At 59.0% G+C, this 14714-nt stretch carries 11 protein-coding genes; 4 read left to right on the top strand and 7 right to left on the bottom strand.

The window, feature by feature from the left end:
• Positions 1–25 precede the first annotated feature (25 nt).
• The 6 genes from GS630_RS15485 to xdhA form a co-directional block, all read right to left on the bottom strand.
• Complete coding sequence (locus GS630_RS15485; protein ID WP_171093445.1) at positions 26–946, bottom strand: ABC transporter permease; 921 nt, start codon at positions 944–946, stop codon at positions 26–28.
• Positions 946–2028 carry an ABC transporter permease gene (locus tag GS630_RS15480; protein ID WP_171179355.1) on the bottom strand — a complete coding sequence of 361 codons (1083 nt, stop codon included), beginning with the start codon at positions 2026–2028 and terminating at the stop codon, positions 946–948. Before GS630_RS15480 ends, GS630_RS15485 begins: the two co-directional genes overlap by 1 nt.
• Before the next feature lie 62 nt (positions 2029–2090).
• Positions 2091–3608: an ATP-binding cassette domain-containing protein gene (locus tag GS630_RS15475; RefSeq protein WP_171620921.1), complete on the bottom strand. Its 1518-nt coding sequence runs from the start codon at positions 3606–3608 to the stop codon at positions 2091–2093.
• Entirely contained in the window at positions 3605–4540 is a 936-nt protein-coding gene (gene xdhC / locus GS630_RS15470; RefSeq protein ID WP_171620920.1) for a xanthine dehydrogenase accessory protein XdhC, read from the bottom strand. Before xdhC ends, GS630_RS15475 begins: the two co-directional genes overlap by 4 nt.
• Entirely contained in the window at positions 4540–6942 is a 2403-nt protein-coding gene (gene xdhB, locus GS630_RS15465; protein WP_171620919.1) for a xanthine dehydrogenase molybdopterin binding subunit, read from the bottom strand. Before xdhB ends, xdhC begins: the two co-directional genes overlap by 1 nt.
• Positions 6939–8336 (bottom strand): xanthine dehydrogenase small subunit, encoded by a 1398-nt coding sequence (xdhA, locus tag GS630_RS15460; protein WP_171620918.1) that lies wholly within the window; start codon positions 8334–8336, stop codon positions 6939–6941. Before xdhA ends, xdhB begins: the two co-directional genes overlap by 4 nt.
• Positions 8337–8679: 343 nt before the next feature.
• On the opposite strand from xdhA, the gene dnaE reads away from it, so the two are divergent.
• The 3 genes from dnaE to GS630_RS15445 all read left to right on the top strand — a co-directional run bounded on the left by dnaE (position 8680) and on the right by GS630_RS15445 (position 12896).
• Positions 8680–12207 (top strand): DNA polymerase III subunit alpha, encoded by a 3528-nt coding sequence (gene dnaE / locus GS630_RS15455; protein WP_171179366.1) that lies wholly within the window; start codon positions 8680–8682, stop codon positions 12205–12207.
• A gap of 85 nt (positions 12208–12292) precedes the next feature.
• The gene (locus GS630_RS15450) at positions 12293–12511 is read left to right on the top strand and encodes a hypothetical protein (RefSeq protein WP_171179453.1); all 219 of its coding nucleotides are present in this window, start codon (positions 12293–12295) and stop codon (positions 12509–12511) included.
• Between the two features lie 16 nt (positions 12512–12527).
• Positions 12528–12896, top strand: a complete 369-nt coding sequence (locus GS630_RS15445) for a hypothetical protein (protein ID WP_171179368.1) — start codon at positions 12528–12530, stop codon at positions 12894–12896.
• A gap of 4 nt (positions 12897–12900) precedes the next feature.
• Here the strand turns inward: GS630_RS15445 and GS630_RS15440 are convergent, their stop codons facing one another.
• The gene (locus GS630_RS15440) at positions 12901–13095 is read right to left on the bottom strand and encodes a SlyX family protein (protein WP_170352274.1); all 195 of its coding nucleotides are present in this window, start codon (positions 13093–13095) and stop codon (positions 12901–12903) included.
• A 128-nt stretch (positions 13096–13223) separates the two neighbouring features.
• Here GS630_RS15440 and hisS point away from each other — a divergent pair, with 128 nt between their 5' ends.
• On the top strand, positions 13224–14711 hold the full coding sequence (gene hisS / locus GS630_RS15435) for a histidine--tRNA ligase (protein WP_171712117.1): 1488 nt from the start codon (positions 13224–13226) through the stop codon (positions 14709–14711).
• Positions 14712–14714: the final 3 nt, after the last annotated feature.

Below are 14714 nucleotides of genomic sequence, written 5' to 3'. Positions count from 1 at the left end.
CTCCCCAAGTTGGTTCAGTTGGCCCCTAGTGCGAGGCATGGAAGGTCCGGCCCAGTGAGGCAGGTGCGCTGCTCTTGTCGGCCGAAAGGATCACAAGCACAAGGATCGTGATGATATAAGGCGACATTGCCAGATACTCGACAGGAATGGCAACGCCCGCTGCCTGCAAATTAAGCTGCAACACAGTGATGCCGCCAAACAAGTAAGCCCCCAGCAAGGCGCGCCATGGTTTCCAGCTGGCAAACACCACAAGCGCCAGAGCGATCCAGCCCACACCCGCGGTCATTCCTTCGGTCCACTGAGGCACGCGGATCAAGCTGATATAGGCGCCACCCAGACCCGCACAGGCCCCGCCGAAAAGGATCGCCATGATGCGGATCTTGATGACCTTATAGCCAAGTGCGTGTGCGGCATCGTGATTTTCGCCGACCGCGCGCAGAATCAGACCGACGCGGGTGTATTTCAGCGTCGCCCAGACCGCTGCGGTCAAAGCGATACCGACATAAAGGATCGGGTCATGCTGGAACAGGATTGGGCCGATGACCGGGATATCGCTGATCACCGGGATATGAATGTCGCCCATACTCGGGGGTTTGACGCCTACATAGCTCTGCCCCATCAGTGCGCTGAATCCCAGCCCGAACAGGGTCAGTGCAAGGCCACTTGCCACCTGATTGGCCAAGGCCACCTGTGTCAACAAAACAAACAGCAAAGACAGAACCGCGCCGCCAATGGCCGCCGCGACAAAGCCCAGCCAGGGCGACCCGGTCTCGACCGAGATCGCAAAGCCACTGATCGCGCCTACGATCATCATGCCCTCGACGCCAAGGTTCAGAACACCTGCTTTCTCAACGACCAGTTCTCCGATCGCGGCCAGCAGCAGGGGAGTTGCGGCCACCATCAGCGAAGCGACCAGAAGGACGGGGTTGATTTCACCAAGGTCCATTATGCTACCTCGCTACGCGCCGCACGGATGCGGTAGTTGGTCAGAAGATCGAAAGCCAGAAGGAAGAACAGCAGCATCCCCTGGAACACCTGAATGGCAGCGGCTGGCAGGCCCAGCTGCGATTGCGCGATTTCCCCGCCGATATAAGTCAGCGCCATCAGGCCACCGGCCAGCAGGATACCCACCGGATGCAGGCGGCCCAGAAAAGCAACGATAATCGCGGTGAAGCCATAGCCAACGTTGAAATCGATGCTGACCACGCCCGAAGGCCCTGAGACCTCGAACATCCCTGCCAGCCCGGCCAGTGCCCCGGAGAGGCCCAGACAGAACAGAATCAGCCGCGCCGGATTCACACCCGCGAATTTCGCCGCACGAGGTGCCTCACCAGTCAAACGGATGTGAAAACCCAGCATGTGCCGGTTCAGCAGGATATAAGCAAAGATCACGGCAATCAGTGCAGTGACGACGCCCCAATGCATACCTGACCCGGCGATCAACTCGGCGTTGTGCGCACTGTCATATTGCTGCAGGTTGCGCGAACCGGGAAAGCCAAAGCCCTCTGGGTTCTTCAGCAGACCCAGTGAGACCGAGGCAAGCATCTGCTCGGCCACATAGACCAGCATAAGCGACACCAGGATTTCATTGGTGCCAAAGCGCACTTTCAAAAAGGCCGGGATCATCGCCCAAAGCCAGCCGCCGAACGCGCCTGCGATTACCATGATCGGGAAGATGAAAAACGCATCCATAGGAAAAAAGGCCAGCCCAGCACCAGCGCCGAAAATGGCACCCATGATGTACTGACCTTCGGCCCCAATGTTCCAGATGCCAGCCCGAAAGCCCAGCGAAAGACCAATGGCGATCAAAACCAACGGCGCGCCTTTCACCAACAATTGGGGACGGTAGTAGAAGGCGAACTCGCCAAACAGTGGTTCCCAGAAAATGGTGCCAATGGCTTCAATTGGGTTCTTGCCCAGAATGGCGAACAAGATGCCGCCAAACACCATCGTCGCCAACACCGCAACCAAAGGGGTGGCATAAGACCACGCCTTGGACGGCTGTGGCCGTTTCTCCAACACAATCATCTGCTCACACCCCCAACTCTTCTTCTTGTTGCAAATACGGCCGCCGGAGGCGGTTCAACGCGTCACACATGCGCCACCTCCATGCCGTGGGCTCCACCCATCATCAGCCCGATCTCGTCCACCGTCAGACCCGTTGTTGGGCGCGGTGCGCTCAGCCGTCCTTCATTCAATGCCGCAAAGCTGTCCGAGATTTCCATCAGCTCATCCAGATCCTGGCTGATGCAGACCACGGCAGTCCCTTTAGCGGCCAGATCCAAGATGGCCTGGCGGATCGCCGCCGCCGCAGCGGCATCCACGCCCCAGGTGGGCTGGTTCACTACCAGAATGTCGGGGTTTTGCAGTACTTCACGACCAATCACGAATTTCTGCAGGTTCCCGCCAGACAATGACCGGGCGGCATTCTCAGGACCCGGCGTGCGGACGTCAAAAGCGCTGATGATCTTTTCGGCAAAGCTCTTGGTTTCGGCCCATTTGAGGAAACCGTTGCTTTCCAGCCCTTCCCGCACCGATCCGGTCAGCAAGGCGTTTTCCGTCAGGCTCATATCCGGGGCTGCCGCATGACCCAGCCGCTCTTCGGGGGCCGTCAGCACACCCAGCTTGCGCCGCGCGGTGGGGCCGAGTTTGCCGATCCGCTGGCCGTTGAACTTGATCGCATCCGCAGCGGTCAGGATCTCACCGGACAGCGCGCCCAGCAATTCATCCTGCCCATTCCCGGCAACGCCACCGATGCCCAAAACCTCACCCTTGCGGACAGTCATGTGGATGTTCTTCAGCGCCGTACCGAATTCCGAGGGCGACGGGACGGACAGCCCACTAACATCCAGCGCAACCTCACCAAATTCACGCCCCGAACGTTCAGGCGTTTGAAGTGTCGAGCCCACCATCATCTCGGCCATGTCCCGCGCGGAAGTTTCGGCGGGTACGCATTCGCCCACATTCTTGCCCAGCCGCAGGATCGTCGCGTGATCACACAGAGTGCGGATTTCTTCAAGCTTGTGCGAGATATACAGGATCGAAGTGCCCTCAGACCGCAATTTGTTCAGCGTCTCGAACAGGATTTCCACCTCTTGCGGGGTCAGTACGCTCGTCGGTTCGTCCATGATCAGCAGTTTGGGGTCCTGCAACAGGCAACGGATGATCTCGACCCGCTGCCGCTCACCCGCCGACAGATCGCCAACCGTGCGATATGGATCCAGCGGCAGGCCATATGTTTCGGACACTTCGCGGATACGCGAGGCCAGATCGCCCATCGGCGGCGGGTTCTCCATCCCCAAAGCGATGTTTTCGGCCACGTTCAAAGCGTCGAACAACGAGAAATGCTGGAACACCATCGCAATCCCGTCCGCCCGCGCGGCGCGCGGCTCGGGCGGCGCAAAAGGCTGACCTCGCAGCAGCATCGTGCCGCTGTCGGGCTTCACCAGCCCGTAGATCATCTTGACCAGCGTGGATTTGCCCGCGCCGTTTTCCCCCAGCAGGGCGTGTACCTCGCCCTCGCCGATGTCAAAAGACACCTGATCATTGGCCACGACGCCGGGATAGGCTTTGGTTAGCCCTTGCAGGCTCAGAAGTGGAGTGGTCACGCGCTCAGGTCCTTCTTCAACTCGTTCTGCCGGGCCGGGCGCAACAGCTGCGCGGCGACGCCGACGGCGATCATCTGCGGGTGTTTGCCCAGGTTCGGATCACCAATTGGACAGGTGATCCGGCTGATCCGCTCGGGCGAGTGCCCAAGGGCCGCCAGCCGCGACCGGAATCGCGCCCATTTCGTAGCCGAGCCGATCAGTCCCGCAAAGCGGAAATCATGTAAAAGCAGCCTGTTGCACAGCTCCAGGTCCAAATTGTGTGAATAGGTCAGCACAAGATGCTCGGCATCGGTCGGTGCGTGTCGAACCAGTTCGGCCGGTTTGGTAGCTGGAACCGAGGTAACTCCGGCGGCAATCGTGTCGGGAAACCGATCCAAGCCGGTGTCGATCCAGGTGATCGCAAGGTCGGGCAGCGGTGAGAGAACATCCACCAAAGCCCGTCCGACATGACCGGCACCCCAAATCCAAAGGTTCCGGTTTGGTTTGTGCACTGGCTCAATCATCCAGCCGTCAACCATCTGGGGTTCAGGTGTGATCCCCTGACCACGCGCGGTTGCCAGCACTCGTTTGACCGACAGCGGCATCTCTTCGCCAGATGTGGCACGTGCGATGAGTGTTTCATCCAGCGTTTCCAGCGCCGCGCGGTCATAGACCTCGCTGAGCAGCGAAACCGCGCCACCGCAACATTGTCCCATCCCAGGCCCAAGCGCGTGATGGGTTAGACGCGAAGACCGGGTTTGCGCCCGCGCCGCTTCGGCCGCCTGATATTCCAGCGTCCCTCCGCCGATGGTGCCGGACTGTCCGTCCTTCCAGACAAGCATGGCTGCGCCAACCTCGCGCGGGGACGATCCTTTGATGCCGGCAATAACCACCCGGACCACTCGTCCATGGGTTTCGACCGCCTGCCTCAAAGCCTCCAGGTCAAATCCCATCAGATGCCTCCCTTAATCCTTTGGACACCGCGCCAGACTTCTTCAGCCGTGGCAGGTGCGTCGAGCGCGGGGTAGGTATCGCCACATGCCGCAACCGCGTTGGACAGGGCCAACCATGCTGAGATGCCCAACATGAAGGGCGGTTCGCCAACCGCTTTCGAGCGATAGATCGTGTCTTCGCGGTTCTCGCCATCCCAAAGCGCGACATTGAAAATGTCAGGCCGGTCAGAGCAGGCAGGAATCTTGTAGGTCGAGGGCGCATGTGTGCGCAGGTTGCCCTTGTCATCCCAGACCAGTTCCTCGGTCGTCAGCCAACCAGCGCCTTGCACGTAACCGCCTTCGACCTGCCCGATATCCAGCGCCGGGTTCAGCGATGCGCCCGCGTCATGCAGGATATCCGTGCGTAGAATGCGGTTTTCACCGGTCAGAGTATCGACGGCTACCTCGGTGACCGACGCGCCATAGGCGAAGTAGAAAAACGGGCGTCCGCGCCCTGCGATTCGGTCCCATTCGATCTTGGGCGTTTTGTAAAAACCGGTTGCCGACAAGCTTATCCGGCCCTGATAGGCCAGCGCTGCGGCTTCGGCAAAAGTGTACTTTTCTTCCCCAACCATTACGTGACCATCGGAGAAACTGACCGTCGACGGATCAGCCTGATGCCGTTCCGCCAGATAGTCTGCCATCCGGTCGCGGATCGTATCACAAGCGGCTTTCACTGCCATGCCGTTCAGATCACTGCCCGAGGACGCCGCCGTGGCCGAGGTATTGGGCACCTTGGCTGTATCCGTGGCGGTGATTTTCACCATCTCCAATGGGATGCCAAAGTGCGAGGCTGCGACTTGCGCCACTTTCTGGAACAGTCCCTGACCCATTTCGGTGCCGCCATGGTTTAGGTGGACCGAGCCGTCCTGATATACATGCACCAGCGCACCCGCCTGATTGAGGTGAGTCAGAGTGAAGGAAATCCCGAACTTGACCGGAGAGAAGGCGATGCCTTTTTTGATAACGCTGTTTTTGGCGTTCCACTCACCAATAGCCGCCTTGCGCGCGGAGTAGTCGCTGGATTTCAGCAGTGCATCGGTCATTTCGTGCAGTTCGAAATCGCTGACCTCCATGCCGTAGGGCGTCGTGTTGCCACCAGCAGGAAGGGGGCGCACCGGCGCGTTCCCGGTTTCAACCGCGCCGCGGCTGGTCAGGTCCTCATGCGGGTCGGGATGGCCCAGAGGCTTCTCTGTTGGTGCGACCTCAGCAACCGTGTGCGCGGGTTCATAGTAGTTCCGGCGGCGCAGTTCGACCGGGTCCAGCCCCAGTTCATGCGCGGCGTGATCCATCACGCGCTCGATCCCGACCATCCCCTGCGGGCCGCCAAAACCGCGATAGGCGGTGGCGGATTGGGTGTTGGTTTTCAGTCGGTGGCTTTCGATCCGCGCATTGGGCAGCAGATAAGCATTGTCCGAATGCAGCATAGCGCGGTCGGCGACAGGCAGAGACAGGTCCTGCGCCCAACCGCAGATGGCGTAATGAAGGAACGATACGCCCTGAATATGCCCATGCTCATCGAACCCGGCCTTATAGGAAATGCGGAACGCGTGGCGCTTGCCGGTGATAATCATGTCATCGTCGCGGTCATAGCGCATCTTGCAGGCTTTGCCTGTGGCGCGCGCGGCTATGGCGCAAGCGACAGCCAGCGCGTTGCCTTGGCTTTCCTTGCCGCCAAAGCCGCCGCCCATCCGGCGGGTTTCAACCCGGACAGCGTGCATGGGGACACCCAAAGCGTCCGCTACTTTGTGCTGAATTTCGGTCGGGTGTTGTGTGGAACTGTGCACCAACATATCCGCGCCTTCATTTGGCACGGCCAGTGCAGCCTGGCCTTCGAGGTAGAAGTGCTCCTGCCCGCCAAGTTCGAACGTGCCTTCGATCACATGTGCTGCACCTGCGATGGCGGCATCCGCATCGCCTTTGGCGTAAACACGTGGGCCATCCTCGAACCGGCTATCCGCGGCCAGCGCCTCTTCAACCGTCAGGATCGGCGTGTCCTCGGCATAGTCGATCTTGCCCAGGCGCGCGGCCTTGCGCGCGGCCAGATGGCTGGTGGCGACGACCAGAAATACGGGCTGGCCGATATAGTGAACCGTGCCGTCCGACAGCAGTGGTTCATCATGGATCGAGGGCGAGACGTCGTTGGCGAAAGGCAGGTCCTCGGCCGTCATCACCATCACAACACCTTCGGCGGCCTTTACTCCCGACAGATCCATTGCGGTGATATTACCCTTGGCAATCGGGCTGATACCAAATGCCAGATGCAGCGTGCCTTTGGGTGTCGGGATGTCATCCACATATCGCGCCGAGCCGGACACATGCAGCGGCGCCGCGTCGTGGGGGAGGGGTTTGGTCACGCTCATGCCGACACCTCCAGCACGTTGGTGATCTCGCCCTGGTCTTCGAGGAAATAGCGTTCCAGCATCGCTTTGGCCGTTTCCAGACGATAGATGGCCGAGGCGCGCATGTCCGTGAGTGGTGAATAGTCCTCGGCAAAATATGGCAGCGCGGCCGCAACGGTCTCGCGTGTCCAGGGTTTGCCGATCAGTGCGGCCTCGACATGGGTTGCCCGTTTCGGAATACCGGCCATGCCGCCAAACGCGATACGCGCCTGTGTGACGGTGCCGTCTGAAACGGTGACATTAAAACATCCGCAAACGGCCGAGATATCCTGATCGAACCGTTTGCTGAGCTTGTATGCCTTCAGCCTGTCAGGCTGACGCAGGAAGCTAACGGCTTCGACAAATTCTCCCGGCGCACGATCCTGCTTGCCATAGTCAATGAAGAACTCTTCCAAGGGGATCGAGCGGCGTGCATCCCCTTTGCGCAGATGCAATGTCGCATCCAAAGCGATCAGGGCAGGTGGATTGTCGCCGATGGGCGAACCATTGGCGATGTTTCCGCCGACGGTCGCTGCATGGCGCACCTGAACGCTGGCATAGCGGCGGATCATCTCGGCATAGGATGGGTGAAGGTCGGCCAGGGCCTCTCCCATGCGGTTCATGTCGACCATTGCACCGAAGCGGGCTTCGGTATCGGTGATCGTGATTTCTTTCAAGTCATCACAACGGTTGAGGAATATGACCGGGTCCAGATCACGCAGCTGCTTGGTGACCCAAAGACCTACATCGGTTGCGCCGGCAACCAGGGTGGCGCTAGGGTGCTCGGCAAACAGAGACGCCAGTTCGTCAGCGCTGTTGGGGAGGAAGGGGGGCTCTGCCCGCTGGCCTGCGGCCTCCCCCCGAGGTATTTGTGAACAAGAGAAGGACCGGTCGTCAGTGATCCATTTTGGGGTTGGTTCAGCCTCGGCGGTTTTGGCAGCGCGGATGATTGGGGCGTAACCGGTGCAGCGGCACAGGTTCCCTGCAAGCTGGGTGTCGTGATCTGTTGCGCCATTTGCATGACTGGCGACCATCGACATTACAAAGCCGGGGGTGCAGAACCCGCATTGAGATCCGTGCAGGTCCACCATCGCCTGTTGTACCGGGTGGGCTTCGCCATTCGGGCCCCTGGCACCTTCGACGGTGCGGACGGCTTTGCCGTGCAATTGCGGAAGAAACAGAATGCAGGAATTCAGGGCCTTATGGCCGTCTACATCCGTGACCATGACGGTGCAGGCCCCGCAATCGCCTTCGTTGCAGCCTTCCTTGGTGCCGGTCAGGCCGCGATCCTCGCGTAGCCAATCCAGCAGGGTCGCCGTTGGATCGATATCCGCCAGCTCCACTGTCTCTCCGTTCAGAAGAAACGTGATATTCATTCGAGAAACCCGTCGCGTTACCCTGTTGCGCCCATTGGACCCTCCTTCGATGCGACGTAGAAAGAGCGGCGGGCGAAGTGCTTGCCGTAAGATGTTAGAAACAGCGCGGCTTATCTGGCAAGAAAAACTGCCTATATGATGTACCATTTGGAACGCGCAGCATGCTTTTCCTGCTTTTGTGTAAAAGGCAGGCGCTTGTAAATAAAGTGTTTTTTGAATGCGACGGGCACTCAATCCCGAAGCACCTTCTGAAAAAGCCGAATAATCAGCGCCGTTTTTTTATGCATTCCAAAGCCACGGTTCCCGCTTTTGCAGCGCGCCTGGCTGAGATAGCGTAGGCGGCATGAGCAGCAATCCTCGATTCATTCACCTCCGCGTTCACACCGAATACTCCCTTTTGGAGGGCGCCGTGCGGCTGAAAAAGCTACCTGCCCTTTGCGAGAAGATGGAGATGCCCGCCGTCGCTGTGACAGACACCAATTCGATGTTCTCGGCCTTGGAGTTCTCGGTTACGGCAAGCGGAGCGGGTGTTCAGCCGATCATGGGTTGTCAGGTTGACTTGACTTACGTGCAGGCTCAGCCCGGCGAAAAGCCCAAAGTACCCGCGCCTTTGGTTTTGCTGGCGCAGTCCGAGGCTGGGTATGAAAACCTGATGAAGCTGAGTTCCTGCCTTTACGTGGACAAAGGTGGACAGCTGCCGCAGGTCACTTTGGACGAGCTTGCGGATCGGTCGGACGGTTTGATTTGCTTGACCGGCGGTCCAGACGGACCGGTTGGGATGCTGCTGCAACAGGGTCAACGTCCGGCGGCTGAGGCGCTGGTGGATCGGTTGGCGGGCATGTTCCCGGATCGCCTTTATATCGAACTTCAGCGTCATCCGGGTGAAGATGGCCAGCCGGAAGCAGAACGGCTGACCGAGCGTGGCCATGTTGAGATGGCTTATACCAAAAACCTGCCGTTGGTTGCTACCAATGACGTCTATTTCCCAACCTCGGATATGTATGAAGCGCATGATGCGCTGATCTGTATCGCCGAAGGGGCTTATGTTGATCAGCAAGAAGGCCGCCGCCGACTGACCGCGCAGCACTATTTCAAGTCGCAGCAAGAGATGGTGACTCTGTTCGCAGACTTGCCGGAAGCGATCGAGAACACGGTTGAGATCGCCAAACGCTGCGCCTTTATGGCCTATCGCCGGGATCCGATCCTGCCAAAATTTGCAGATGACGAGGTGGCCGAACTGCGCCGTATCGCCAACGAGGGGTTGCAGAAACGTCTGGCTGTGATCCCGCACGCTGTGACGCCAGAGGAATATCAGGAACGTTTGGAATTCGAACTTGGCATTATCGAAGGAATGGGCTTTCCCGGCTACTTCCTGATCGTTGCGGACTTTATTCAATGGGCAAAGGATCACGACATTCCGGTTGGTCCGGGGCGGGGCTCGGGTGCGGGCTCATTGGTGGCCTATGCGCTCACAATCACCGACCTTGACCCGTTGCGCTATTCGCTGCTGTTCGAACGCTTCCTGAACCCCGAGCGGGTGTCGATGCCGGATTTCGATATCGACTTCTGCATGGACCGCCGAGAAGAGGTGATCCGTTACGTGCAGCAGAAATACGGGCGCGACAAGGTGGGGCAGATCATCACCTTTGGTGCGCTATTGTCGAAGGCCGCCGTGCGCGATATCGGGCGGGTTTTGCAGATGCCTTACGGGCAGGTGGACCGTTTGTCCAAGATGATCCCAGTTGAGGGCGTCAAACCTGTTTCCATTGAAAAAGCGCTGAAAGACGAGCCACGCCTGCGGGAAGAGGCGCGGAACGAAGAGGTGGTAGATCGCCTTCTGACCTACGGCCAACAGGTCGAAGGATTGCTACGCAACGCGTCGACCCACGCAGCGGGCGTTGTAATCGGGGATCGGCCTTTGGACGCGCTGGTGCCTTTGTATCAGGACCCGCGCTCGGACATGCCGGCGACCCAGTTCAACATGAAATGGGTGGAACAGGCCGGGCTGGTCAAATTCGACTTTCTGGGTCTGAAAACGCTGACCGTGATCCAGAACGCCATGGACCTGATCTTCAAGTCCGGTCGCCCACTGCACATTGCTGCTGATGGCACCGAGCTTTACGAACCCGCTGAAGGGGCTGAGAACCAGATCAACGCTATCCCGCTGGACGATGAGGCGACGTATAAGCTCTACTCGGCAGCCAAGACGGTGGCAGTGTTCCAGGTGGAATCCTCGGGCATGATGGACGCGCTCAAGCGTATGAAGCCCACCTGTATCGAGGATATCGTGGCCCTTGTGGCGCTGTACCGTCCGGGTCCGATGGAAAACATCCCGACCTATTGCGAAGTTAAGAACGGTCTTCGCAAAATCACTTCGGTTCACCCACTGATCGACCATATCCTTGAGGAAACGCAGGGCATCATCGTTTATCAGGAACAGGTGATGCAGATCGCACAGGTCATGGCGGGATACAGCCTAGGCGGTGCTGATCTGTTGCGTCGTGCGATGGGTAAGAAGATCAAGGAGGCGATGGACGCTGAGCGCCCCAAGTTTGAAAAAGGCGCGGGCGAGAATGGCGTGGATGCCAAGAAGGCCAGCGAGGTTTTCGACCTGCTGGAGAAATTCGCCAACTACGGCTTCAACAAGTCCCACGCGGCCGCGTATGCGGTGGTCAGTTATCAGACCGGCTGGCTGAAGGCGAACCACCCGGTCGAGTTCATGGCGGGTGTCATGAACTGCGATATCCATCTGACCGACAAGCTGGCGGTTTACTTCGAAGAAGTTCGCAAGGGGCTGGAACTGCCCTACGTGCCGCCATGTGTGAATCGTTCCATCGCGACGTTCGATGTAGTGAACGGTGAATTGGTTTATGCGCTGGGCGCGCTGAAAAACGTGGGCGTCGAGGCGATGAACCTTGTGGTCGAGGGGCGTCGCGCCGGAGGCGCGCAGGATGAAAAGAGCGAAAAACCGTTCGTCAACCTGTTCGACTTTGCGCGGCGTGTGGATCTGAAGAAAGTCGGCAAACGCCCGTTGGAAATGTTGGCGCGGGCCGGGGCGTTTGACGAGCTCGACAAAAACCGCCGCCGTGTGTTCGAAAGCCTTGATCGTCTGGTGCAGTATTCGGCGGCGATTCATGAACAAAAGAACTCGAACCAGGTGTCTCTGTTTGGTGAAGCCGGTGATGACCTGCCTGAACCTCGCCTTTCGCCGACGCCGGACTGGCTGCCTGCTGAACGGTTGAGCGAGGAATTTAAGGCGATTGGATTCTACCTATCGGGACACCCGTTGGACGATTATATGCCCGCGCTGAAGCGAAAACAGGTCCTGACGTTGGATGAGGTGATGGAAAAGGCCCGCTCTGGCCCACTGATCGCCAAGATGGCCGGTGTTGTCGCCGGACGGCAGGAACGGAAATCGGCCAAGGGCAACCGCTTTGCTTTTGCGCAGCTCTCGGACCCAACTGGCGCTTATGAGGTCACGCTGTTTTCAGACACCTTGGAGAAATGTCGCGAGTTTCTGGAAACCGGCGCTCAAGTGGTGCTGACCGCCGAGGCAACGATGGAAGCTGATCAGCTTAAGCTGCTGGGGCGTTCGGTGGGACCTGCGGATTCTCTTGTGGCCGAGGCTGGGGCAACCGGGTTGCGTATCTTTGTCGACGAAGCGCAGGCTGTACCAACCGTCGCCAAGGTGTTGGAAGACGCAGCCGCCGCTACCAAAGGTGCTGCGCGGGGCCCAATCCAGTTGCTTTTGATGGATCCAAGCCTGCCGGGTGAAGTTGAAATGGATCTGGGGCGCGCGTTCCCGATCAACCCACAGATCAAGGGCGCGATCAAATCCCTGGAAGGCGTTATGACCGTCGAAGAGATCTGACGCCGTTTTGTTGCCAGATAGTTGGCGTCTGGGTAGGCTGAACTGACAGAGATGTCTTTAAGTCATGCTACGGGAGGGCGTTGATATGGCGATTGCAGGTCTCACGTTAAGAAAAGTTGTATTTGGTGCCGCTGCGTCGCTGGCTTTGGTTTCAGCCTCAGCCAGCTTGGCGGATGACAAGAAAAAAGAAAACACGATCAAGGGCGCTGTAATCGGCGCGGGTGTCGGTGCCTTGATTGGTGACGGCAAGGGCGCCGCCGCAGGCGCGGTGGCTGGTGCGCTGATTGGCGCAAATTCCAAGTGAGTGGAGGAGCAAAAAGATGCGTTTTAACTCGCTTAAAGTGATTGTCGCCGCCGGAATCTTCACAATCCCCGGGATGGCTTTCGCCGACGAAGAGGCTGAACAGATGATGCAAGAAGCGCTGCCGCTTATGTATCACACTTGTACCTCGGTCATTGAAGAAGCCGACGGGAACGAAGAATACATTCTGGAGGTTGTTGGTAAAATGACGGCCCTGTCGCTGTACAACCGTCAGGTCGATATCGAGGCACATGCCGCGTCGGATGAGGATAAGGCCGCGCTGCGCGAAACTTTTTTGGCAGCTTTGAAAGACGGCTGCGCCGGTGATGAAAACGCGCTTTTGGGTGGTGTCGTGGACAACGCCGTCAAGACGACGCTGGGACTGTAGGATTTTAGTAGTGCGGCGGTCGTTCGTCACCAAAGACAACGCCGCCTGAACCTTCTTGCGCGCGCTCTGCTTCGCGTTGCAACAGCATTTCGACCCGACGCGTCAGGCGATCGATCTCGGACTGTTGCGTGGTCACAACCGTGTTCAGTTCTTCCACGGTACGGGTCAGATGGGCGATCTGCTCTTCCAGATGCTGCATGGGGCTCTCCTTGATGCGCCGGTCATAGCGACCCTGTGCCGCCATGGCCAGAGAAAGCGCGCCTTGCCCCGATGCGGGCCATGGGATAGACCGCGCGCGGAACAAGGACACTCCCGAGGACGCCCCACATGGCTAAGCCCAAGAAACAGCCCCGCCCCAAGGCCGTAACGCCAAAAGGGTTCCGCGACTATTTCGGCGAGGAAGTCACGCAGCGCACCGAGATGCTGCGGACAATTGCGGGTGTCTATCATCGTTACGGGTTTGACGCCTTGGAAAGCAGCGCGGTTGAGACAGTCGAGGCGCTGGGCAAGTTCCTGCCCGACGTGGATCGCCCAAACGAAGGCGTCTTTGCCTGGCAGGAGTTTGACGAGGGCGGCAATGGCGATTGGATGGCCCTGCGCTACGACCTGACCGCTCCGTTGGCCCGCGTCTACGCACAACACCGCAACGATCTGCCGACGCCCTATCGCCGTTATGCGATGGGTCCGGTCTGGCGCAACGAAAAGCCGGGGCCGGGGCGCTATCGTCAGTTTTATCAGTGCGACGCGGATACGGTCGGCACGGCCTCGATGGCTGCAGACGCTGAAATCTGTGCGATGCTGTCGGACACGCTCGAGACTGTAGGTATTCCGCGTGGCGACTATCTGGTCCGGGTCAACAACCGCAAGGTTCTGAACGGCGTGTTGGAGGCGATGGGTCTGGGCGAGGACGCCGCCGCGCGCGACAACGTTCTGCGCACCATCGACAAGTTCGATAAGGTGGGTCAGGCTGGTGTGCGTGAGTTGCTGACCAAGGGCCGGTTGGATGCCTCAGGTGCGTTTATCGACGGCGTGGGTCTGAGCGACGATCAGGCCGAGCCCGTGATTGCGTTTTTGACCTCAAAGGCTGCGGATACTGCTGGGACGCTGGCCAACCTGCGCGCCGCTGTGGGCAACAGCAAGATCGGCGCGGATGGCATCGCCGAGTTGGAACAGATTGGCGCGCTGCTGGATGCAGGTGGCTATGGTTCGGACCGGATCGAGATTGACCCTTCGGTCGTGCGTGGTCTGGGTTATTACACTGGGCCGGTCTATGAGGCTGAACTCACCTTTGAGATTTTCGACGAGAAAGGCCGCAAGCGACAATTCGGGTCTGTCTCTGGCGGTGGTCGCTATGACGATCTGGTCAAACGCTTCACCGGGCAGGAAGTACCTGCGACCGGTATCTCGATAGGCGTTGACCGTCTGCTGGCCGCGTTGCGCGAAAAAGGCCGGATCGGCGCGCAGGCTCAGGGGCCTGTGGTTGTCACCGTGATGGATCGCGACCGTATGGCCGACTATCAGGCCATGGTGGCGGAACTGCGCAATGCTGGCATTCGCGCCGAGGTCTACCTGGGCAATCCCAAGAATTTCGGCAATCAGCTGAAATACGCGGACAAGCGGAACTCTCCGATTGCGGTGATCGAAGGCGGTGACGAAAAGGCGGGTGGTATCGTGCAGATCAAGGATCTGATTCTGGGCGCGAAGATTGCCGAAAGCGCGACGCTGGAGGAGTGGAAAGAACGCCCGAGCCAGTTCGAAGTGCCACGCGGTGATCTGGTCGCGAAGGTGCGCGAAATCTTGGACAGTCAGGACTGACCC

Origin of the sequence: Ruegeria sp. HKCCD7303, assembly GCF_013111185.1 — a bacterium.
GTDB lineage: Bacteria > Pseudomonadota > Alphaproteobacteria > Rhodobacterales > Rhodobacteraceae > Ruegeria.
This window is presented reverse-complemented; position numbering and strand designations above follow the sequence as displayed.